Below are 23,197 nucleotides of genomic sequence, written 5' to 3'. Positions count from 1 at the left end.
CATATGGGCGCTATAAAGAATAAGACTACCACTGTCATCTGCTTTATCGCTGCATTATTCTGTTTCTGGTGCATCTTTTTTTCAAAAACAGTTTATGCGGACAGCAGTGATCTTACTAAAACTGCTTATCTCTACTTTTACACGGTGGATGGAGAAGAAATTACGAAGCTGCAAAAACAGGTGGGCTCCAAAAAGACATACACGTTCAAAAACCCGGACGAGTGGAAATACCTTCCGGTTGACTCGGATAGCAAGGAAAAAGTCTATCCAGAACTGTATTACCAGGTCACCGGTATTCATTGGGCGGAAGTGAATGAAAATGGAGACACGATCAAAGAGTACAAGCAGGGAGATACGTTCCAATGGTCGGCGGGGAACCATTATTTCTATGTAAAAACGGATAATCCGGTACTGACTGGTGAGAATACCGTGACCATATCTTTTGACCACCAGGTACACCTGTATTTTCAGAATGTAAATGGCGATGAAATCTATTCCCTGACCAAATCCATTGCACCAAAGGATGAATATACCTTTGAGGATCCAGCGGATTATGCCTACCTTTTTGAATCCGGTGACGATGCGGACGCAACCAGTGAAATCATCGAGTCCAATGAAGGGTTGACCGGAAACGGAATCGGATGGTACTGTATGGATGAAAATGACAAGGAATATTTCTTCAAGGAAGGCATGAAGGCCAGATTCAAAGAAGGAGAATATTATTTCACATCCGTAACGGATGATCCAGTGACGATCACACAATATTATCCGATTGACGTGCCGACCTACTATGTGACGGAACAGGAAGGCGGTGTGTATTCCACGGAGACCGTTATTCCGGGCGAAACCGTTACATTGAAAAAGTCCCTGGGAGCGCTGATCTGGGAAGCGACCATGAAGGGCTGGGAAGAAGAGGAAACAGGAGAGCTTTATGACTGTGGTGATACTTATAAGGTAATGCGGAACAAAAATGTCAATTTTTACGCATATTATGAGTATGATGAAGACTGGGATCCGAACGCAGTGGATGAAAATACCGGTGAAAAGGCCGGTATGAAAGAGGAAATCAATGTTGCGGATATCGGTGCCATCAACGAAGCTGCTGGTGCAGGATACAATGTAACGATCGATGCGGCGGGACTCTTAAAACGGACGGGAAACCGTACAAAAGTTAATTCCGATGTGGCAATCGAGGGGATTCCTGGCAAGATCAAAAAAAGAAGTGCAAATTCTTCCTTGAAATATGGAGGAGATGAGAAAAACCCGGAAGACTATACAAAGGACAAATACGGAAACAATATAGAGGATTCCAACCTTCCGGTTGAAATTAACAGCGTGTTAAAACAGGATGACTCCGCACTGTATATGGACGTATATGGCAATTCCATGGTATACTATTCAGACCTGACAAGAAAAAATAACCTGCTCCTAGCTCTTGATCGGTTATCGCTTGGTAAAACAGATTCCTGGGTCAATAATGTTTCCAACTGGGACAGTGAATCCATAAAACGGTTTGAGGCAGTGGAGTTTGCCTTGTTGTGCGGAGCTTACCCAGATACGCAGGAAGTAAAAGATGCACTGGCAGAAGTAGGAATTGAATGGAACGATTCCTATTGTTCTAAATCCGCCTTCAATAAAATGCTCCCATTTAAGAAAATATGGACCGGATGGTATGATACTTATACAGATGGACTGCATGAAAAATACAAATCACAGGATGAGAATGGTACCGTTATAGTCGGCTCTGCAAAAACAGTTCCTTCCTCCAAACCTTCTCATGGTCTGTTTGGTATCACGGCTTATGCAGGACAGCAACAGACATTCGCTAAGGCAAAGGAACCACAAAGTCTGAAGGATCGGATTCTTAGTCTGTTTTGTGTGAAGGCCTACGCTAAGAAATCTGAACAGAAAAACCCAGTGGGAGAAGCGTTTCAGGTCAAGGGAAGGGTGAACGTAAGTCTTGATGTAAACGGCATCACGTTTACGCCACAGTACTATGATCCAAGCAGGATGACAACTTTCGGAACGTATTCGTTTGGTGGATTGACGGGACTGACGGAGGAACAGATCACGGTCATGACGAAAGTATACAACGCCTTAACCGGAGCCGGATATTCCCCTGAATTTGCAGCAGGTGCCTGCGGAAACCTTTGGCAGGAGTCTCATTTTAATACATCACTTGTCAGTAGTGCCGGATATATTGGACTGGTACAATGGGATTCAAAGAGCAGAGGGCCAAAGCTTAAAAGTCATGCCATAAATATGTGGAAGGACTGGACAGATCCGGATGCACAGATTTCATTCATGTTAACGGAGCTTGAGGGCTATTCAGGATATTTTTCTTCAGCCTTAAAGAAATACAACGGCAAAACCGATTATAAATCCGTTGATGACGTACAGCTGGCCTGTGATTTATGGGCAGCTGTATATGAGGGATGTGTTTGCAGCAACGCAGCCCATTCCATGGATGTGTGCCCTGCGTTTAACGGCAAGAGATATCAGGAGCTTGCGCAGAGAAGAAAATATGCACAGCAGATCTATCAGGCAAAAAGAGGAAACGGACTTTTAAGTATCGATCCAAACGGATACAGTGTACCGAACAACCAGAGCAACAACAAAGTGCCGTATTATGCACAGAGCGGTGGCCAGCCGTGGTCCGACCTGCCTTTTGGAGATGGAACAATCGCAACCAGTGGATGTTCCTTAACATCCTTGTCCATGCTGATTTCTTATCAGCTTGGCAGCTGGGTCTATCCAAGTGATGTGTATAATAAGCTGATCGAAGTGAAGGGTGACTACAATGCCTTCCACGTCAAAGGAACTGGACAGAACTGCTCAGGGCTTTACAGCACAATGGCTTCGGCCTACGGACTCAAATATAAGTCATTGCCTTCGATGGACGCTGTGTTGACAGAACTGAGAAAAGGCAATCCGGTTGCCATGTCCACTAAAAAGGGCACAGACGGTTATTTCACAAAGAGTGCGCATATTATCGTTCTGACCGGTGTGGATGCCGCCGGAAACATTTATGTGAATGATCCGAACAGCAGTCACCAGGCATACAGCTATCAGGCGTATTCTTCTGCGTTTATCAGCAAGTACCTAAACTCGGGTTATTACACTGTATACAAGGATTAATGACTATGCCGCCACAGGGAATGCGGCGGCACAATCTATACAATCCAATCCCATAATTGACAAAAGAAAAAATATTAAGACAAAAAGGAGAGAGAATCATGAAGAAAATAAAGATTGGACTAATCAGCTGTGCAGCACTGGTCCTGATCATGTGCGTTCCATGCTATGCTAGAAGCACGGATGATTATTTAAAGGAGATCACAGAAATCAATGAGCAGGCCAAAAACGTTACCATTCAGGTAAATGTGCCGGAAGACTTTGATCAAAGAGTGGATGTATATCTGAATAAAGAAGCTCACGGGATCACCGCAGGCGACGGCTATTCCATTACCATTCCTGTGGACGCAGGTACTTATGCGATTCATGTGATTTTGCCCAAGGATGCGATGGAGCAGTATGTGGCAACCGCCCAGGAAGCTCTGAATGTCCGCACTGATACAACGCTCATTGTAAACGTATCTGCAAACCCGGATTATGGGAAAAACTCCGACGGCCAGGTGGAAGAACCGGACAGTGCGGAGACAAATGAAGTGTATGAGAATTTTGAACTGGAAGATGAGCCGGCCGTATACGATTATTCAGATGGCAAAGAGAGCGGCACAATCCATATCCAGGCAAAAAATTACGGGGTCTTTGAAAGCCTGACCTATCATCTTGTGGGGAAAGATGTGTATGATATTGTTCTCGATATGGATCATGACTTTGAAGCCATCGTCACGCTGCCGGTCGGGGAGTATTATGAAACTGGAACCATGGAATACAAAACTTGTGACTGGGTGCCGGAGAGTCTTGACGTGACTTTTAAGTGGGAGCATAAAGATAATATTGGCGCATTCGGTCAGTACTTTACAATTAAGGACAGCACAACAGTCGAGGATACAGATCTTATCGTTTATATGGTAAATAGCGCAGAAACCACAGAGGTGGATGCCAATCAGATCAATAGTGGGCGTGTGATCGAGGATCAAATCGATGCGGAACAGAAACATGAAAATGAACAGCTGAAAAAAGCGTTCCCAGATGAGTTCCCTTCCGAGACTGCTACAGCGGAAACCATCCCAACCGTTGAAATAACGGAAAAGGAATCTTTTGATTTTGCGAAGGCAGCAAAAATCGCAGGTGCTGTTATCATCGGCGCTGCTATTGGAGTCTGTGTGTATTACAGAAAAAAGAAATAAGTTCTTCCAGGTTTTGAAAGGTCATCCATAAGGGTGGCCTTTTTCTTATGATTTTCTATATATGCATGTAAATGCTATCTATTAGCAATCTGTGATGTCTGCATACATCCCCATCCATAATTTTATCGCCGAAAATGTGGAAAGGAGGAAAAAGATGGGGAAACAGATCATGAGAGTGGAGCCGATTCATTCCATGCAGGCGTTCTCTGCAAAATTCAAGCATAACTATCGAATCGGCGCCATTCCAAATGCTAACGAAGCATACAGTCACATGAATGAACAGATTATCCGTCTACCGGCAGGTGAGACTTATAATACATTTTTTGAAAAAAAACTCATGGAACTTCCGTATTACGAGACGCACAAAATAAGAAAAAATGCGACTCTTGGGCTGGAGTTCATGTTGTCTTATGGAACAAGCGGTCTTCCCAAGGATTTTTCCGTGAAAGAATGGATGGAGAAATCCAAGCAGTTTCTTATGGACCAGTTTGGCAAGGAAAATATCGCATCCGCCGTACTCCATATGGATGAAGGAACGCCGCATATTCATGCAGTAATTATACCAATCAAGGACGGAAAACTGAGCGCGCGCGCCTTTCTTCCGGATCGGCAGGCCATGCGAGATCTCCATACCAAATATTACCAGTATACAAAAGAAGTTGGACTGGAACCGGAAAACCGTTACATGCATATCCAGCACCAGAAAGTCGGTATGTTTTATTCCAACATTAACCTGGCGCTTGAAAAAACGCTTCCGGGCCCGAGGGATGATGAGACTTTGTATGATTATTCAAAGCGAGCAAATGAGTTTTATCAGCAGCAATGCCTGCGCATGTTAGGTAAGGACTATCAGATCGACCAGTTGACCAAGGAAAATAAAGCCTTAACGAAAGCTAATCAGACCCTGGAAGCGGCAATTGAAAAACGTTACCAGCAGTATGTGGATGAAATTATGGATGAAATCGGAAGTGTAGAGAACGCCGTACATGCAATCCATTACCGTGATAACTTGCAAAAAGGCATCGAATGGACGGCGCAGACGAATCCGGAACTTGCTGAGAATGTGACGGAGATCATTGATAATGTTCAGCGCAATTATGAAAGGGTCATGTTGCAGGAAAAAGAAAAGTAGGTCGACATCGTTCATACAGGAAAATGACGGAAAAATTCCATAATTCCAGTATCACAAGCAATCATCAGAGGAGGAATGATTTTGAAAAGAAAAATTGTAAAAACCGCGGCACTTGCACTTTGTTTGATGTGCATTGGAGGTCAGGTTTATGCCGCACCAGTAGAACAGGAAACGGAGACAGTAACATCAGAAGTCCTTGCGCAGGAGTCTGTTGCCGAATCAGAGCCTGGCACCGTTCCGGGTGAAACCGCCCAGGAAACAGAAACAGGAACTGAAACAACAGAAGATCTTGAAGCAGAAAGTGAAGAGGAAGCTGCAGAATCCGAGACAATGTCGGAAAAATCAGAAGAGTCGGAGTCAGAGCCTGCAACAGAGGAGGAAACCAAAAAACAGGATGACGAAAAAGAAGATATGATTGATATTCTGACACCGGATAACGGGCCGGATGAGGAAGGCTATGTGACCATGACGATGCGGACGGCAGATGATGTTGCGCTTCCGGTCAAGATTACCATGAAGAAAAATGATGAGGAAACAACTATGTCAATCACATACCAGGGGCAGCAGATCCGCATCAAGCCAGGCACTTACCGCCTGACCAGTGTTGTGGATGGCAACGGTAAGAAGCTGGATGACGGAGCAAGACTGACGATTCCGGAAGAAAATGGAAATGTTTATCTGGATTTTAAAAAGCCGGACGGAACGGATGATAATATGTTTCTGCAGTTTTTGAGATCTAATTTTTTATTCATTCCGATTGCCGGACTGATTTATCTGTTGTATCAGTATCTGATGAAAAGGCGCTAAATAGGTGTATTTTACATATCCGCAGAACCATGGAAATCGTAGATTTATCACGGATGAGGTAAAATCTGCATAAGAACTGGCGTAGACCGGTTGGTTTCACGTCTCTGTAAGTATCTGGCCCGTTTCATATACGGGCCTCGAATTGAAATGAATAGAAATGAGGAAAGACATGCTAAAATACCTGTTTATCGCCGAGAAGCCATCCGTAATGAACGCGGTGAAGGATACCTATCACCGCCACAAAGCAGACATTGCAAATAAAATCGGCGAAATTGAATTCACCGCCTTGTCCGGTCATGTATGCAGATACCTTGATCCGGACGAATATTCAAAATGGAAGGGACAGCGGTGGGATGAAATCGACCTGCCAATGATCCCGGATCCGTTCCTGATCACAAACATCAGTCAGCCTACTCAGAAGAAGCGTGTGTTTAATGACATTCGTGACACTTTAAAGAATGGAAATTTCGACGGTATCATCGTTGGCACGGACTCGGATGTGGAAGGCAACGGAATCTATTATCTTTTAAGTGAATGTTTAAAACTGGGACAGTACAAAACACTGCGCTATTTTGAAGCCTCCCTGACCGATGCGGAAATTTTGAAATCACTGTATTCCATGACGGAATTTTGGAAGGATCCAAGGGATGTCCATATGACACAGGCGTATCTGGTGCGTTCCCATGGGGACTGGCTGGTTGGAATGAACGCGACCCGTTCCCTGACTGTCAAAATGGGAACTTTGATGCGTGTCGGAAGAGTCAAAGCGCCAACTCTAAGGCTGGTATACTTAAATTCCAGGGCGATTGATGAGTTTAAACCGCATTCCGATTTCCTGGCGCAGGTCGTGTATCAGGAAGGATTTACCGGTATCTATGTGACAAAGGATGGCCCGGTTTTATATGACACCAAAGAAAAGGCAGAAGCATTTCTTGTAACTCTGAGAGGTGCATCAACAGCGACTGTGACCGACATCAATCGAAAAGCCGTAAAAACAGCAGCGCCGAGACTGTATAAACTTTCCACGATTCAGGGAGAGGCCGGAAGTAAATACAATTATAGCCCACAGAAAACCTTGGACACGATACAGACATTGTACGAAAAGAAACTGGTGTCTTATCCACGTACGGACGGCGAGTATGTTTCAACGGATAAAGCCAAAGAGTTTGAAGCACTGTTAACATCCGCTTCCTTCGTGCCAGCACTTGCACCTTATATTGCAAATATCACAGCGTCAGACATTGCGCGTGTCCGTGGCAACAAGAATGTGGTAAATGATGCGGAAGTACAGAAGAAATCGCATGATGCGCTCCTCCCTACGGAGAATCATCCTGATTTCGATTCTTTAAGTGATGCCGAAAAAAACATTTATGACATGATCTGCAGAAGACTGACAGCGCAGTTCCTGCCGGAGCTGTTAGAAGAGAAAACAGTTCTAATTACGGATATCAAAAACTGTATTTTCAAATCCAACGGAACATCCATAAAGGAAAAGGGATGGTCGGAATTATACGATCGTCAGACCAAAGGGGAAACCATTCCGGCTAATATTAACCGCGGCACCGTCCTGAATATTAAAAATATGCAGGTTCATGAAAAGAAAAGCACTCCGCCGAAGCGTTTAACAGAAGCATCCCTGATTACCGCCATGGAAAACATCGGAAAATATATTGACGATAAAATGCTGAAACAGACCATGGACAAGGCGCAGGGACTTGGGCAGCCGTCCACAAGAGCTGCGATCATCAAAGCCCTGCTGGATACCGGGTATATGGAATCCAAAGGAAAAACAAACCAGCTTTTCATTACGGAGCTTGGCATCCGGTATGTGGAGGCCATTGCAAACTTTACCATTTCCGATCCGGTACAGGCGGCACAGTGGGAAAACCTGTTCCAGAATGTGCGCGAGGGAAGTGTGGCATATGCGGATGCGGAGCAGCAGTTTATCCGTTATGTCCATGATTTTGTACGGGAAGTCGGGGCAATGCAGTGTGCGCCAGCTCCAAACAGTATTCATTCCTATACATCGCACACATGCCCGTACTGCGGGAAACCCATCTTAAAGTTTAAGTGGGGTTATGCATGCGAGGCATCCAAAGATGGCGGATGCAATTTTAAAGTCGGGAATTTAAACGGGCAGGTCAAAGATTCAGATATGGATGACCTACTGACAAAAGGCGAAACACGCATGTTTAAAAATGCGGTCAAATCCCAGAAGACCGGGAAAAGCTACGATGCAAAAATGAAGCTGGAACCGAAGGGATCTCAGTTTGCCGTGCGCGCTGATTTTGGACAGTCTTCCGGCGGCGGAAACGTAGATGGTATTGCGTGCCCTTATTGTGGGAAAACGGTACATACGGCATCCTGGGGTTATGCATGCGAGGATTATAAGAAAGGCTGCAATTTCGCCGTTTCTTCCAATAACGGGAAACTGAAAGAAAAAGATTTAAAAGAACTTATCACAAAGAAGCGGACAAGAGTATTCCGCTCATGGGGAAAATCCAAGAAAACCGGGAAACCGTATGACGCATATCTGGAGCTGCAGCCAAAGGGATCTACATATGCAACCCAGATGAAATTTCCGGAACGCGAAAATTAGAAAGGAGGCAGGCGGTGCCGGAAATCCTGGTGCCGCCATAAAAAAATATGACAAATAGACCGATTCGTATTCAGATTGACGCCAAAGTGAAAGGCATGGATGAAAAACATGTAGAAGTTGACTGTGATGATTACATCTTGCTCTATTCCAAGGTGAATGGAGCAGCTTTTGATCCGGAAGGAAACAAAGAACCGTCCTTGACCAGAGAAGTCTCTGCTGGTATCGCGGGTTTCAAAGAGGCGCCGGATATGTTTAACCGTCTGACTCAGGGCACTCTTGGCTTAATCAACATTTCTGATGATGAGAAAGTCAACCACCATAACCTGATCAATTTCATTATGCATCTGATTCATTACGGTGGGTTGGAAGGAGACGTCAAACTTTCCGTCAGTGAAAAATATCTGTCCAATGCCGGTAAGAGTCCGGTGCCGTTAGAAAATACTGCAAGGGAGGAAAAACATGAATAAAAGCAAATTACTTGTGTGCAGCACGGCGATTGTTGCGATCGCATGTGTGCTGATGTCCGGATGCAAAAAGAAAGAAGTGCAGGAGGGACCGGTAGAAGAAACACTGACCGCCATCACACTCAATGACTTGAGTGCCGGGAACTTCTATGTGAAATCCGGTGATTCATTTTATCTGCTTCCATACGAAGACCAGAACTTTGATATAAGCAAAGAAGTAAAATCTACGGAAGATTCTGAGAATGGCATGATTAAACAGGACGATAACCGTTTGCTGGATTTTGTTTATAAGGACTCGGCGATTCCAACCCTGTATAAAAATGATCAGCTGATTTATGTGTCAACGGATCCGGTTAATTCCTTTTCCTGGGAGCGCTTTAAAGACTGCGGGTATTCTATTGGCATATCCGGGCTGATAATGACCAACTCGGGGAAAGCCAAGTCCGGAGATGGTACCAGACTGGCAAATGGTTCTTCCTTACAGGCGGCCTTATCCGGGGTACAGATGCCGGAAGGCTCCGATCTGACCGTGGACAAAATCAATGGAACAGGAATTTCCAAACAGTATGTCAATGAAGCGGGAATCATCACAGGTATGAGCAAAGATGCGACAGCCCAGATTGATTTTTATGTTGGCACAGTGCCACTTCAGCTGACTGCACTGGCTGACACACGTTATTTCAGTTCCTTTGAACTTTATCAGACAGACCGCTATACGTTGTCTACAGACGGTTATGCCGTTGTTGAAGTACCATCGTATTTCAAATCCGGTTACTATCTTTTAAATGGAACCGGACTTGTGAAATTCCTAAACGTAGACCGCGGCGTGGATGAAAGCGGTATCAGTCTGGAAACCCCTTATTATTATAAGGGCTCGGATGGCAAGACCATGACTTTTTATGAATGGCAGGAAGCGAATGGAATCATAAGTAATGATGGGGTGACCGCCACAGAACAAGCCGGCTTAAAAATAAATCCGGACGATTATGCGGAAAAACAGAAAATTTCCATCGACCAGACGCAGAAGAACATGGATCTGACCGTTGCATACCGTTATATCAGCGACGAAAACCGCACGGAAGCAAATAAGAACGGTAAATTCCCGAAGGCATATCTGGTTGATCCGGTTGGTAAAGTCACCAGACTGGAAGAGGATAATAGTAAAACTTATGACAGCAGCAATCAAAGCGGTAATACTTATCTGAGCGCAAGCATTCAGGATGTGATCGCGGGAGACTGGTATCTTCTTTACGAAAATTTTGAAAACACCTATAAAAATGCTGAAATAAACATCAGCAGCGGCAATGCGACCAGCTATTATCATAACAGCAGCCATGGTAACATTTCCATTTACTATGATGCATCTGCAACTCCGCATGATTTTACCATCACATGGGAACAGACTGACCGTGTTTTGAAAAATATTCGCCTGACTGCGCCGGATGGAACGGAATATTCCGCTGCAACCACCCCTGGCAACATCATGGCTAATGAGGGCGGTAAGTATGTCATTAAGGTACCGAACCTGGTAGCTGGAACTTATACATTTGACATTGAGGGCGATAAGCTCGGACGTGTATGGGTAAACTGCGAAGAGTCTGTTGGCTTAAATATCGCACAGGAAACAGAGGTAGAGCCGGAGGTGGAAACCGAAGCGCAGCCGGCATCATAACGAAAGGAGGGATGACGTGCGCGGTTAAAGATGACCGCGCACGGATTGGCGTATGAGACGATCAAAAAGAATGATTCTGACTGGTTTTGCTGCAATGATCTGTCTGACCGCCGTCGGCGGAACGGCAGCACTCTTCCGGGCAAAAAGCATCGTAAATAACCAGCTCTCAGTCGGATATAATACAATTACCATCAAAGAAGATTTTACTCCGCCAAAAGAAATGAACACCGGAGAAAATACATACAAAAAAAATGTGGAAGTGAAAAATACCGGGACAGTTCCGTGCTATGTACGCGTGTATGTAGCATTTTCAGACTCAAACGTTGCAGATGTTTCGGAATTATCCCCGGATGGTAGTAGCTTTTTTTCGGCGGAAAGCTACGCGGATCATTTACCGGAGCATTGGACATATATCGAGGAGCCCGATGATGCGGAGTTAGGAGGATACTATTACTATACAGAACCGGTGGCTGCGGGTAAAACGACAGATGCTTTATTTAAGAAGGTAAAGACGACGTTTCAGACTGCGGCGGATGTACAGGATTATGAAATCATTGTTTATGCAGAATCCGTACAGACTGCTGATAAGGATGGTACCGAATTTACGGGCAGTGATCCATGGAAACAGGCATGGACAGAATTTCTATCAAGAAAATAAGCAGTAACAAAAACTCCCAGGACAACCCGGGAGTTTTTGTTTGATAGGAGAGGATTACAGATTCAGAAAAAACATTTTGCTTTCATTACCAAAATTGATGATTACAAATGCAGGAGTTTTGCGTATAACGGTGCCAGTGCCAAATTCAGAATGATGCACTTCCATGCCGGTTGCAAATGTGGCTGGAGAGCCTTCGAGAAACGCATCATGGATCGCGCATACACTTTCTTTTCTGTTTTTCTCATCCAACTCTATTTTCTTTTTCTTCGCTTCCAGATCTTCCTGCATTTCCGCTAAAAAGATGGAAGGAGCAACACCAGTAAATCCTGGATTTTCACCGGATTGTCTGCTTTTCTTCTCGCGATATGCGTAATTACATAGATACAGGGATTCTCTTGCACGCGTCATGGCCACGTAGAACAGACGACGCTCCTCCTCAATCTCAGACGCTGATTTTTCAGAACCATTTTTATCTTGTGCGGTTGCTGGATTTTTACCAGGCATAATATTCTGGCAGCAATCCAAAATAAACACATGTTCCCATTCAAGCCCCTTGGAACGATGCATGGTAGCGAGGGTAACGGCATTATCATCCTTTTCACTTAATTTCCTGCGGTGTGCGGCAACATGTCGTTTAGCTGCTTCCATCCATTCGCTGACGGAACGATATTTCACAGCTTCGCGTAAAAAGAAATCCAGTTTACTAAAAAACACGCCAGGTTCCATGCCGATACTGTCTGCATAATCACATAAAAAAGCGCGGTAACAGCATTCGTTACAGATAATTTTTATTATATCAACAAGGGGACACTGACGGGAACCACACAGTATTTTATATAATCGCCTGACCTCTTCCACGGCTTTTTTTTCATAAGGCTTATGAAGCATAGCAAGCTGAATCATGGCTTTTTCATCAAACCCGTCAAGAGTGGAAAATAATGATTCCTTCAACCATCTGACCGGACGGTTCAGAATCCGTAAAAAGCATTCTTTATCCCAGTTTCCCTCCATCAAAGTCAGATAGGAGATAAGGTCACGGAAAATAAAATGTTCATAGTCATCATGTATGGACTCACCGGCCGTATAGGGAATCTGTAAAATGTCAAAGGCACATGCAAGATCTTCCAACTGGAGATTGGTTCGCGCCAGAACAGCGATATCGCGTGCGGAAATGCCATCAGAAATCATGGATTTGACTTTTGCAGCGATCCATGAAAGCTCCTCGCTGCGTATTTTTAATGTTTTGACAATCACATCACCATGTCCATCCCGTGCAGCCTTAATGTCTTTTCGGAAACGTTCTTTATTATGCCCGATAAGGTTTCTGGCTTTTTCAATGATCTCCGGTCTGGATCGGTAATTGGTATCCATGGAAATAACTTTTGCATCCTGGAAATCTTTTTCAAAATCCAGCATGATTCCAGGTGTAGCGCCGCGAAATCCATAAATGGACTGATCGTCATCTCCGACCACACAGAGATTTGCAGTATCACCGGCAAGCATGTATAAGATATCCTTCTGTACCAAGTTAGTGTCCTGGTACTCGTCGCATAAAAGATAGGGATACCGTTTCTGCAATGTGGTCAGAACGGTGCTGTTGGAGCGAAGCAGATCTCTGCATACGCAGAGCATATCGTCAAAATCAAGGTATCCGGCTTCGCGTTTTGCTTCCTGATATGCCGCAAAGAGCGCCGGAAAAATGTTCTTATCAACGGAAGCCGGATGAAACATGCTTGGTTCATAACCGCTGTTGGCGCAGGCGCTAATATCTGTAAATGCACCCTTGAGCATTTCCGCGTTTCGGTATGGTACGCGGATTTTACGAAAGCACTGTCTGAGCAATCCATATTGAATTTCCGCAGGTATAACGTTGACAGGCACGTCAGAATATTCTTTTAAAATGCGAAGGCACATGGAGTGTATTGTACAAAATGCGACGCAACATTCGCCATATTCTTTGATATAACGGGCTTTCATTTCCTGCGCAGCAGCATCTGTGAATGTTACCATCACAATAGAACTCGCCTGAATTCCGGACGTGATCATGGAATTGATACGGCGGAGCATAGTTGTAGTTTTGCCACTGCCTGGGCAGCTTACCAATAATACCGGACCGTTATGAGTCTGAACAGCTTCTTCCTGAGCTAAATTTTTCTGGAACATCATTATTTCCCCTTTGTGTTTCATTCATTGACCTTATTATAACCCCGCATTTGCGTTCGTGCATGGAGCGAAATGCTGCGGATATGGTAAATTGCGATATTTCACGCCATTCACTATATTGATTCATCAAATCCCATAATTTCTCTGAAAGAATCACAAGACATGAAGGAGGATATCATGGAAGATTTACTGAAAAATGAAGAAAAGAAAGAGATCCCGCGTGAGTATGTGGAAATGGCGTATGTCAAAGAAACCGCAACCGGACGTGGGCACAATGAGTTTTTTATCATGGAAAACTTGAAAAATGGTTCCATGAAAATCACAACTGGAAGAGTAGGTATCACAATCGGGCGATATAAACCGACCAGCCAGATCTTTCCGATTGAGGACTGGGACAACGTGTATGCCGCTAAAATCCGTAAGGGATACATGCCGATCAAAACTAAAAAAATGGACAAGATCGAGGTTACCAAACGGAATGGCGGTGTACAGGATGGTTCATTTGCAGAAATCCCGGATGCTAAAACCCAGGCTTTTGTGAATGAGTTGCTTGCATTCGCAAAGCACATCTTTGAACAGTCATATACCGTCAAGGTTGATGACATTTCAGATGAAATGATCGCGCTTGGCGAACAGACAATCAAAGATCTCGTGGCGGGACAGGATCATATGAGCGTAGCAGAATTTAATAACAAGTTAAAGCTGCTTTATACTGCCATTCCAAGACGAATGGACAAGCTCTCTCTGCATCTTGCGAAGCACAAACAGGATTTCGCGGGCATCCTGGTAGACGAGCAGGATCTGTTCGACATCATGGTTTCCCAGGTACGTGAAAATCGCATGGATCACAAGGATGAAAAAACAATCCTGGATGCCAATGGTATTGAAATGCGCCCGGTAACCGATGAAGAGGAAGACTATTTAAAACAGATTTTGACCGGGAATGCAGGAAAGTATATCGAGGCATTTAAAGTATGCAACCACGCAACGGAACATGACCTGGAAGAATTTGCTAAAGCAAATGATCTGACCATGGAAAATGGAATTAAATATTTATTCCACGGCACTAAGCATGAAAACGTCTGGTCTATCCTGACAACAGGCATCAAGAACCGCCCGCCGAAAGATACTGTCCTCACCGGTAAGGCATACGGATATGGTTCCTATTTCGCACCGGATGCTATCAAGTCCTTGGGATATACATCCAGAGTCGGAGCGAAGTGGACAAGCGGTGGACAGAGTTATGGTCTGCTTTTAGTCTGCAAGGTTGCGGTCGGAAAAGACGGCACTTATTATGACGGGCATCTTGGATTGGACAGCGGTCTGTGCTGGGAAAAACTGAAATCCATTGCGCCGGATGCATTATGCACCTGGGCGGAGTCCAGATATTCTGGATTCATGATGGATGAGGTCATTGTCTATCAGGACTGCCAGGACAGCGTGGAGTATGTAATCAAGGTTTCCGCGTAAGCGGGAACCTGAATGATCAAAGGAGAACGGCATGAGAAAAAATGAAAATGGCTATATAGAAAAGAGAAGTTCGGAATTCCGTGGTGCAGATCGTTGTAAGGTGCTTCGTAATTATGATGGTCTGAACGGCATTCTGGATACTGTAAAGGAATCCAACTTTGATGAAGCGATCCTGATGAAGGATCTGATGAAAGGCTACCTTGCCGGAAAATATAAACCGGGCGAGTTTATGGGCCTTGTGGAAGAAGGACTTGATGACGAGCAGATGCTTCTGCCGGAACAGAGAAAAGCTAAGGCAGAACGCCTTTGTAAACTATTCCTGCGCGCGGCAAATTCTGAGAAGCGCCAAGCAACCTTTGTCGGTCCAAAGCATATTGTGGAGGGAGAATACCAGGTGACGGTATTCCCGGACGCAGCATTTTTCGAACAGGACAGCGTGGAAGTGGTGCTGTACCGTCTTGGCAAACCGACAGTTACCCAGAAAGGGCGCAAACAGGATGCATCCGTCAATAACTGTCTGGAGTTATATTTCCTGCTCCGCTATGCACGCACGCTCGTGCCGGCAGGAAAAATCTGGAAGGTGAAGGCTTCCTACTATTTCATGCGTAAAACCACAGATACAGCTGATACGCTTTCGGACATGGATTTCTTTTCCGGAAACGGAGGCAATGTGGTAACGCTTGAAGAAGTATGGAGTGATACCATGGGAGATACCCCGAATGATGAAATGTTCCGTGATCAATTGGAGACTTACACAGAGGGCTCTGATATGTGCGGAGAAGATAATTGCCGATACTGCAAGATGTATACGCAGTGTTTCTGGCAGAAGCTCCCAGAGAAGTACGAAGAAAAAACATTGTCAGGCAAACAAGGGAAAATCGTGCCATCCGATGCACAGCAGCGGGTGATCGATTTCCGGGAAGGTTACTGCAAGGTCAACGCAGGCGCCGGAACCGGAAAAACCGAATGCATGACTGAGCGCGGAGCCAGGATGTTTGAAGCCGGGACCGACCCGCATAAGATGCTTTTTATCACTTTTACGGAGGCGGGCGCTACGGAAATGAAGGAGCGCCTTGCCAAGAAAGCATCGGCAAGAGGTTTAAATATCGGGACGGATGACATTCAGGCCATGACATTCAACAGCTTTGATTTCCAGATCGTGAAGGAAAATTACGCAGAGCTTGGCTTTACAGCCATGCCTAATGTTATTGATCGCGTGCGCAATTACGTTACGATCACAAGACTGCTGGAAGAGAAAGAGATTCCTGGACTTGATTATTTGAACTATACCATGGACCACGGGGCGCTCGCCTGCGTATCCAAGGTGATTGAAGTGATTAAAGCGGAGAACCTTGACCCGGATGATCCCGCGTCGGTGAACAACCTGCAGCATGCCATCATAGACTCCGGTTATATCAGCAGTCTTGATACCAATCAGCTTCGTGATATTCTGGCACTGTGTAAACGGTATAACGAGGAACTTAAGAAAGATAACCTGGTACAGTTTGCTGATCAGGAACCGCTTGCCAACAAGTTCCTGGATGCACACCCGGATTACCTGGAGGAACGCTACGGTTTTGAGCATATCGTGGTGGATGAATTTCAGGACAGTAATGATGGCCAGCTTGACAAGATCAAACGTCTTTGCGCCTGCCCGTCATTTAAGAGTCTTATGGTGGTTGGCGATGACGCTCAGTCCATTTACTCTTTCCGCAATACATCGCCGGATAATATTATCCATTTCTTTACGAAAATGGGTGTAAGCGGTACGGAATTGTTTCTGACAGAGAATCGCAGAAGCTGCGAGGAAGTCGTGGAGCTTTCCAATGCGGTCAATGACCTCAATACGGAAAAAGTGGATAAAACCATGGTTTCCACAAGAGGGAATGGCGGTAGCACCAGAGTCAAGGGCTTCTTTAAGAAGCAGGATGAATACGCGTGGATCGCGGATCAGATCGGAGAACTGATTGATAGCGGTGTGCAACCGGAAGAGATTGCGTTTATCGCGTTCACAAAAAATGAGATCAGCGAAATGTCCGCAGCTCTTTCCAAAAACCGCATCCCGTGGGTAATGAAAAATCCACTGCGTTTAATGGAAAACAGCCGTGTAAAGGCGGCGCTTTCGTTAGCCATGGCATTCTATGAACCCGACGCGACTAAGTGTTATTTTGACTATCTGGTTGCACAGCATGATGGCGATCTGATTGCGGATATGGATGATGATGCCGTAACAGAGGCAGTAGAACAGCTGAAGGATTCCTTTGAATCCATGGAGGACCTGCCATTTGATGTGCAGCGTGTAATCTTCCACCAGATGCTTGATGATATCAAAGGTGACGATGAAATTTACGCTCATTTCCTTGATCTGGTATACGCCAATGAGGATCTGCAGAGTGAACTGGAGTATATCCGCGATTTTAAGCGTTACGGCGAAAAGGAAGAAAAGCGAATGGAACAAAAATACGAGGGGGTCACCCTGGTCACCGCACATTCTTCCAAAGGATTGGAATGGAAATATGTGTTTAACAGTGTTTCAAAATACGATTCCGAGTACCTGCACAAAAACAGCCGGAATTCCAAGAAACGTTTAGAGGAAACCAGAAGACTTCTTTTCGTTTCAATGACAAGAGCCAGGGATTCCCTGACTGTAACCGGGCAGTACATTGCCTATGGTACAAAAGAAACCGGTTATGAGCAGAATCAGTTTCTGCGTGAAGTTTACCAGATTCTTGGAGAAACCTATGATCCGGTTGACCATGAAGCGGAAAAACGTAAAGCAGAAAAAGAGGCTGCAAAAAAGAGTCGAAAAAAGAAAACAGCGTAACTTCCAAACAACGCCCCGTTCATGCAGATGCGTAGACGGGGCTGTTTTACAATATACAAAAAAGGAGAAAACATATGGGATGGACAAGTTATCATGCACAGTATTACACAAAATCAGGCAGAGTGGACCGGAAGCGGGAATGTGATGCGTACTGGTTGGAAGGACTGAATGCGGGGCATTTCGCCGTGGTCAAGTCCAGCATGGTCGGAGCTACATACTATGCGGCAATCCGGCCCCTGTTAAGACGCACTGGACACAACGATGAATTTGAAACGATTCCGGAGGCAGAGCAGGATGTTTATGCAGTCATCTTTTTAACGCAGACTAACCAGCGGGATTATTACAACTTTGCTTATAAAGATATGGATGAAACCATGGGACCAGAAGCGCGTTGCCCGGTTGGTATTCTGAAATGCTTAAGTCAGACAGAAAATAAAACCGCACTCGCCTGGCGCGAAAAATGCAAGGAATATGCAGAGCAAGTAAGAAAATATCGGAAAAGCAGAGAAAAACTGAATGCACTGCCATTATTTACATGGATCAGTTTCGTTGCTGATCAAAATTATGGCAACGGAGTGGTCCACGCCGGTGATACGGTAACAATTCAGAAGCGCTGCGTCGGCTCGCGTACTTTTTGGAGTGATGGACATTATCGCTGGCCATCGAAATTTATACCGACTGATTTTACGGTAGTGCAGTAACAAAAAAGACGGCAATTTGCAGAAAAGCAAAGGAGAATCTTATGGGCGAAAGTGCAGAAAAGATTGTGAATACCAACATGGGTGCGATGCCGCTGGAGGATTATCTGGATATTGTCGCATTGCAGCATGGTTTCGATAGTTATGAGGAAATGAAGACAGCAGGATATTGGATCAATACAGATAATTTGTAACGAAAAAATAATATGAGTACAGAATGTAAACATGTGAGAGACTTGGATTGTGACGTGACACGGTCCAAAGAACTCTCGCTGTTTTAACAAAGGAGAAAAATATGGGACACTTATTAGAATGGTACACCAATACAGAAAAATTTCAGGGAGAGGTAAATCTTAAGGTTATCAAATTCATTGATGAAATTACAAATTTCCCTGACCGAGACGGGAAATCCGGGGAGCAAATTGATCATCTATTTTCCGCCGGATACTGTTATTATTTCGCCAATATGCTTAAAACTGCTTTTGGCGGACAGTTATGCTGGGCGCAGGATAGAGGGCATATTGTATGGGCCGATATCCAGGAGGGATGCACATTCGATGAGCTTCAGAAAGCCCGTGCTTATGATATCAGCGGTATATTTGACGATTACGAAGTGCTCTGGCCGGTTTCCTACCTGGGTGATGCGATTGTCGATTATCTGCACAATGAGCAGACCTTTCACGTGAACGATCGCTTTAAAGCCTGGTGTGATTTTTGCCATGTTACCGAAATGTATGCCGTCGACATGATCTGGTGGACGATCCCGACGAAAGAAATCAAAGCTCAGTATCACAACGGTTCCGATTACGTACAAACTGCTTATCAGTATTGGATGGAATATGCATCTGAATTGCAGCAGATCATCCGCTATTATCACAAAAGCCATAAGTTTTTCTATCCGGATCATGCCGGTATCGAAGCATGTATGGCAAAACTCGAACAATAAGGAGAAAAAAATGGAAAAGAAAGTGAAAAAACAAGCGACATCGCCGCTGAACAGAATGTCAGCGTGGATGTCAGGATTTGTACAGACGGCTGATAAAGTTCTTTCAGCTGAAAAAGGTGAATCCAAAACAGGAAAAGATGCCCTGGTAGATTTTTTAAAAACAACGCCAGAAGCGCTGGATGCATTTGAAAAAGCTTACCGCAAGGAAGTGATTGACGATAATGACTATTCTTACGACGGAGTACCGAATGCAAAACAGGCGGCGGCAGTTATGAACCGTGAAACGCCGGAAGCATTGGATGAATTGGTTTGCAGAATCGTGGAAGAGTTGATCGCGCTGACTCCGGTATATCGTTATGATGGAGAAAACATCTCTACCCTCAACCCACTTGCATTGCCGGATCATGAAATGGTTACAAAAGAGGAGGTAATGGCTGTACCTGCAGCATTTCGGCCTGCCTGCACCGGTAATTTAATGAAAAAAGACTGTAATACAGAAGAAGGTGTAAATGGCAGGATGTTACTGTCCATGTACATGGATTCTCAGTCGCAGAAACGTTCACGGACTGCGCGCAAGCAGGCATATGACCGATTTCGTTCCGGGCTTGATCTTCTGGATCTGGATGGTCTGATGTATGCCATGATCGACAAAAATCCAAATTCTATGGGATATTGGCTCCCAGCACTGGTTGAAGCAGTAAAAAAACAGGATTACTTCAAGATCCCGGCAACCACCATGATCAAAGTTCCGCTTACATTGCTTCAGCTTACCAGACTGGATTATGGAACACATACGCCAACCACATTGAAAATTGTGGATGATTACTGTTACAGGGTATTTGGACTGGATGAAAACAAAACGTATTTCGTACGCACTGGAACATGTTCGTCCAAATTTGATTTCCGGAACGCAAAAGTATCTGGGGCAAAGGAAGTGCATGAACTTGGAGAGTATTTACTGTACAACCATTCCCGAGGGGCAGCAATGGCCGGCCCGCTTTGCCAGCCGTCTATCTATGGTATGCAGACTACTGTGGAATGGGCGGTGCGTGAGTATATTGAGCCCAAAGAAAAACTTCCGGAGATTTACTTGGGCTTACCGCTTCGTTTGGAAATGCGCGTCTTCATTGACGCAACAGAAAAGCGCGTCCTTGGAATTGCGCCGTACTGGGACCAGGAAACGATGAAACGGCGGTTTTCCATGGAAGATGATTTTCGCAATCCGGATAAAATCCATGACTATGTTACATACAGTGCGTATGAACACACTTTAATGGAAAAATATGAAATATATAAAGATAAGGTGGCGCGTAAAATTGAAGCAATACTTCCGAACCTTGACCTGAAAGGGCAGTGGTCGTTAGATGTTATGCTGAACGGAACCAATCCAGATGGAAGCGATGACATTTACCTGATTGATATGGCCTTGGCGTGTAATTCTGCGCTGCAGGAGTATGTGCCATATGGGCTATTAAAACCATATACAGAAGACTGGATTCCTGAGATTCGGAAGATACAGGATGAGGATGAGGACGAGGACGAGGAAGAGCAGAGCGAGGAGGCGTTACAATGCAGACAGTGATGGAAAATGTGGCATTACGCAGCGTAATCATTGTACTGATCGCGCTTTCGTGTTGGTATTTGGCAGATTTGATCGGAGAAATTCTGATTCAGCGTAAAAAATCCCTCCATGTCCGCTTCTTTATATCATGTGCTAAAGGAATACTCGTGGTTTTGACAATCTTGGTTTTTGGAATGCAGTTTTCGATTACACGAGAACTGACCTTAACTCTGTTTCAGAGTGCAAGCCTCATGGTAGCCGTGATCGGTTTTGCAGCACAAGCGGTATTGGCGGATGTTATTGCCGGCATGGTTTTAAGTTTTGCAAAACCGTTTGATGTCGGCGAACGAATCGTTCTTGAGAACATGGGAATTGCCGGAATCGTGGAAAACATCACAATGCGTCATACCGTAATCCGTGCATATGACGGAAGCCGTGTTTTGGTTCCAAACAGTGTGGTGAATAAACAGGTGCTGCGAAACAGCAATTTCGATGGTAATGTGATCGGAACATTTCTGGAAATATCAGTCGCTTATGAAGCAGACCTTGAACGGGCAATTCAGGTTGTCAAAGAAGCTGTTCTGGCAGAACCTGCCGTGGTTGATAAAAGCAAGGGAAATGGAGAGAAAGAAATATCCGTGTTGCTTTCTTCGATGAATGATTCTGGATGCGTAATCAAGACAACCATCTGGACAGAAACTGTGGATGAAAGTTTTCGAGCTGCCAGCAACATACGGCTCAGGATTATCCGTGAGTTTACAAAGGAACGAATCGAAATCCCATATCCGCATGTTTCTATCGCACGGTAAAAATTGTTATCCGCAGACATAACAGTATTGCTTCCATATCCCCGGCAAATTGCCGGGGATTTTTTGGGATTTAGACAGTAACCAACTTGACAAGGAAATTCGCCATAATTGTAACAGTCGATCCAATAACAGCACAGGCATCTAGGAGGCTATATGTACAACGATGAGTTTAAGCTATTTACTGCGAATACGATTGCAAAATACGGAATCCTGCCACTGACTGGCAATCTCAGTCCGATAGAAACAAAAGCTTTGCTTTATATTATCTGGAAGTGCAACGCTATGACACCAGGCTGTTTTGAAACAGTAGAAATGAACATTTCTGAGCTTTGCAAAGCACTTGGGTATCATCATGATAAAAACAACAACTTTGCCCGTGTAATGAAGTTTCTTTCCGATGCAGTAACCGGACTGACTATTCCTTTCAAAGTCAGTGCAGATTCAGGAAAAAAATTTCTCAGCATGGCATGGCTGCAGACTGTATATGCGGATTATGATGCAGATTCCCTGAAGGTTCGGTTTAATTCGGACATTGGACATTATTTTGGAAAGGAATTGGAAAAAACATTTACCGTGGTGAAACTGAAATACCTGAATCGGTTAAAAACTTCTGCGGCGGTTACGCTGTACCCATTTTTTTGCCGATATCGAAACATGGAGTCATTCAATTACAGTCTGGAAGAGTTGATCTGTCTCGTAGGTGCCAGCAAAACGTGTGATTACAAGCATTTAAAACGCAACTATTTGGCTCCGGCCATTCAGATAATTAATGAAAAAACAGATATCAACGTAACGTTTACGGAAAATAAAAAAGGCCGTAAAGTAACCAGCCTTGCCTTTTCCGTAAAGGCATTCCCGGCAACACTGGAAATGGAAGAATTTCTCACCTGGAACGGGATGGCTGAGACAGAAGAAAATAAGAAGCAGTATGATGAGGAGTGGATGGAAATGCGTGAGTATGATATGTCACGCCAATGTTATCATGATGTGATTTTCACATAATGATTTTGGTTGTGCTTTCGCACATACAAATTTGTAGGTTGCCCCATGCGTGTGAGAATGCTAATATTTTTGCAAC

17 protein-coding genes are annotated in these 23,197 nt (G+C 44.6%); 16 read left to right on the top strand and 1 reads right to left on the bottom strand.

Translation table 11 applies throughout. The features are described 5' to 3' along the window. The first annotated feature begins 3 nt into the window (after window positions 1-3). The 8 genes from ABCW45_RS01535 to ABCW45_RS01500 all read left to right on the top strand — a co-directional run bounded on the left by ABCW45_RS01535 (window position 4) and on the right by ABCW45_RS01500 (window position 11,648). A complete protein-coding gene (locus ABCW45_RS01535) occupies window positions 4-3,138 on the top strand; it encodes a phage tail tip lysozyme (RefSeq protein ID WP_343220101.1) in 3,135 nt (1,044 codons plus the stop codon). 98 nt (window positions 3,139-3,236) lie between these two features. Further along, entirely contained in the window at window positions 3,237-4,316 is a 1,080-nt protein-coding gene (locus ABCW45_RS01530) for a hypothetical protein (RefSeq protein WP_343220100.1), read from the top strand. A 154-nt stretch (window positions 4,317-4,470) separates the two neighbouring features. After that, window positions 4,471-5,448 (top strand): MobV family relaxase, encoded by a 978-nt coding sequence (gene mobV / locus ABCW45_RS01525; RefSeq protein ID WP_215630843.1) that lies wholly within the window; start codon window positions 4,471-4,473, stop codon window positions 5,446-5,448. Window positions 5,449-5,529: 81 nt separating this feature from the next. Next, window positions 5,530-6,255 carry a hypothetical protein gene (locus tag ABCW45_RS01520; RefSeq protein ID WP_215630844.1) on the top strand — a complete coding sequence of 242 codons (726 nt, stop codon included), beginning with the start codon at window positions 5,530-5,532 and terminating at the stop codon, window positions 6,253-6,255. 169 nt (window positions 6,256-6,424) lie between these two features. After that, on the top strand, window positions 6,425-8,854 hold the full coding sequence (locus ABCW45_RS01515) for a type IA DNA topoisomerase (protein WP_215630845.1): 2,430 nt from the start codon (window positions 6,425-6,427) through the stop codon (window positions 8,852-8,854). Between the two features lie 47 nt (window positions 8,855-8,901). Beyond that, complete coding sequence (locus tag ABCW45_RS01510) at window positions 8,902-9,321, top strand: hypothetical protein (RefSeq protein ID WP_343220099.1); 420 nt, start codon at window positions 8,902-8,904, stop codon at window positions 9,319-9,321. Next, window positions 9,314-10,990 carry a hypothetical protein gene (locus ABCW45_RS01505; RefSeq protein ID WP_343220098.1) on the top strand — a complete coding sequence of 559 codons (1,677 nt, stop codon included), beginning with the start codon at window positions 9,314-9,316 and terminating at the stop codon, window positions 10,988-10,990. Before ABCW45_RS01510 ends, ABCW45_RS01505 begins: the two co-directional genes overlap by 8 nt. Window positions 10,991-11,042: 52 nt before the next feature. Continuing rightward, window positions 11,043-11,648 carry a hypothetical protein gene (locus ABCW45_RS01500; protein WP_343220097.1) on the top strand — a complete coding sequence of 202 codons (606 nt, stop codon included), beginning with the start codon at window positions 11,043-11,045 and terminating at the stop codon, window positions 11,646-11,648. 54 nt (window positions 11,649-11,702) lie between these two features. Here ABCW45_RS01500 and ABCW45_RS01495 read toward each other — a convergent pair whose 3' ends face one another. Next, window positions 11,703-13,835, bottom strand: a complete 2,133-nt coding sequence (locus ABCW45_RS01495; protein ID WP_343220096.1) for an ATP-dependent helicase — start codon at window positions 13,833-13,835, stop codon at window positions 11,703-11,705. A gap of 153 nt (window positions 13,836-13,988) precedes the next feature. Between ABCW45_RS01495 and ABCW45_RS01490 the strand changes: the two genes are divergently transcribed. The 8 genes from ABCW45_RS01490 (at window position 13,989) to ABCW45_RS01455 (ending at window position 23,121) form a co-directional block, all read left to right on the top strand. Next, on the top strand, window positions 13,989-15,281 hold the full coding sequence (locus tag ABCW45_RS01490; protein WP_215630850.1) for a hypothetical protein: 1,293 nt from the start codon (window positions 13,989-13,991) through the stop codon (window positions 15,279-15,281). A 31-nt stretch (window positions 15,282-15,312) separates the two neighbouring features. Then, window positions 15,313-18,105, top strand: coding sequence for an ATP-dependent helicase (locus ABCW45_RS01485; RefSeq protein WP_343220095.1), 2,793 nt, complete (start codon window positions 15,313-15,315; stop codon window positions 18,103-18,105). Between the two features lie 155 nt (window positions 18,106-18,260). After that, the gene (locus ABCW45_RS01480; RefSeq protein ID WP_343220094.1) at window positions 18,261-18,806 is read left to right on the top strand and encodes a hypothetical protein; all 546 of its coding nucleotides are present in this window, start codon (window positions 18,261-18,263) and stop codon (window positions 18,804-18,806) included. A 41-nt stretch (window positions 18,807-18,847) separates the two neighbouring features. Further along, window positions 18,848-18,997, top strand: a complete 150-nt coding sequence (locus ABCW45_RS01475) for a hypothetical protein (protein ID WP_215704212.1) — start codon at window positions 18,848-18,850, stop codon at window positions 18,995-18,997. A gap of 101 nt (window positions 18,998-19,098) precedes the next feature. After that, window positions 19,099-19,749 carry a hypothetical protein gene (locus ABCW45_RS01470; RefSeq protein ID WP_215704213.1) on the top strand — a complete coding sequence of 217 codons (651 nt, stop codon included), beginning with the start codon at window positions 19,099-19,101 and terminating at the stop codon, window positions 19,747-19,749. Window positions 19,750-19,759: 10 nt separating this feature from the next. Continuing rightward, window positions 19,760-21,331, top strand: coding sequence for a hypothetical protein (locus ABCW45_RS01465; protein WP_343220093.1), 1,572 nt, complete (start codon window positions 19,760-19,762; stop codon window positions 21,329-21,331). Beyond that, window positions 21,319-22,119 (top strand): mechanosensitive ion channel family protein, encoded by an 801-nt coding sequence (locus tag ABCW45_RS01460; RefSeq protein ID WP_215704215.1) that lies wholly within the window; start codon window positions 21,319-21,321, stop codon window positions 22,117-22,119. The genes ABCW45_RS01465 and ABCW45_RS01460 overlap by 13 nt, the downstream gene beginning before the upstream one ends. Window positions 22,120-22,272: 153 nt before the next feature. Next, a complete protein-coding gene (locus ABCW45_RS01455; RefSeq protein ID WP_215630856.1) occupies window positions 22,273-23,121 on the top strand; it encodes a replication initiation protein in 849 nt (282 codons plus the stop codon). Window positions 23,122-23,197: the final 76 nt, after the last annotated feature.

It is taken from the genome of Pilosibacter fragilis (genome assembly GCF_032490495.1).
Taxonomy (GTDB): domain Bacteria; phylum Bacillota; class Clostridia; order Lachnospirales; family Lachnospiraceae; genus Pilosibacter; species Pilosibacter fragilis.
This window is presented reverse-complemented; position numbering and strand designations above follow the sequence as displayed.

Coding starts and splice junctions, on each gene's coding strand:
- mobV (WP_215630843.1), top strand. CDS start 4,471: ATGGGGAAACAGATCATGAGAGTGGAGCCGATTCATTCCATGCAGGCG.
- ABCW45_RS01470 (WP_215704213.1), top strand. CDS start 19,099: ATGGGACACTTATTAGAATGGTACACCAATACAGAAAAATTTCAGGGA.
- ABCW45_RS01495 (WP_343220096.1), bottom strand. CDS start 13,835: ATGAAACACAAAGGGGAAATAATGATGTTCCAGAAAAATTTAGCTCAG.
- ABCW45_RS01515 (WP_215630845.1), top strand. CDS start 6,425: ATGCTAAAATACCTGTTTATCGCCGAGAAGCCATCCGTAATGAACGCG.
- ABCW45_RS01530 (WP_343220100.1), top strand. CDS start 3,237: ATGAAGAAAATAAAGATTGGACTAATCAGCTGTGCAGCACTGGTCCTG.
- ABCW45_RS01490 (WP_215630850.1), top strand. CDS start 13,989: ATGGAAGATTTACTGAAAAATGAAGAAAAGAAAGAGATCCCGCGTGAG.
- ABCW45_RS01505 (WP_343220098.1), top strand. CDS start 9,314: ATGAATAAAAGCAAATTACTTGTGTGCAGCACGGCGATTGTTGCGATC.
- ABCW45_RS01460 (WP_215704215.1), top strand. CDS start 21,319: ATGCAGACAGTGATGGAAAATGTGGCATTACGCAGCGTAATCATTGTA.
- ABCW45_RS01455 (WP_215630856.1), top strand. CDS start 22,273: ATGTACAACGATGAGTTTAAGCTATTTACTGCGAATACGATTGCAAAA.
- ABCW45_RS01475 (WP_215704212.1), top strand. CDS start 18,848: ATGGGCGAAAGTGCAGAAAAGATTGTGAATACCAACATGGGTGCGATG.
- ABCW45_RS01510 (WP_343220099.1), top strand. CDS start 8,902: ATGACAAATAGACCGATTCGTATTCAGATTGACGCCAAAGTGAAAGGC.
- ABCW45_RS01500 (WP_343220097.1), top strand. CDS start 11,043: ATGAGACGATCAAAAAGAATGATTCTGACTGGTTTTGCTGCAATGATC.
- ABCW45_RS01535 (WP_343220101.1), top strand. CDS start 4: ATGGGCGCTATAAAGAATAAGACTACCACTGTCATCTGCTTTATCGCT.
- ABCW45_RS01465 (WP_343220093.1), top strand. CDS start 19,760: ATGGAAAAGAAAGTGAAAAAACAAGCGACATCGCCGCTGAACAGAATG.
- ABCW45_RS01485 (WP_343220095.1), top strand. CDS start 15,313: ATGAGAAAAAATGAAAATGGCTATATAGAAAAGAGAAGTTCGGAATTC.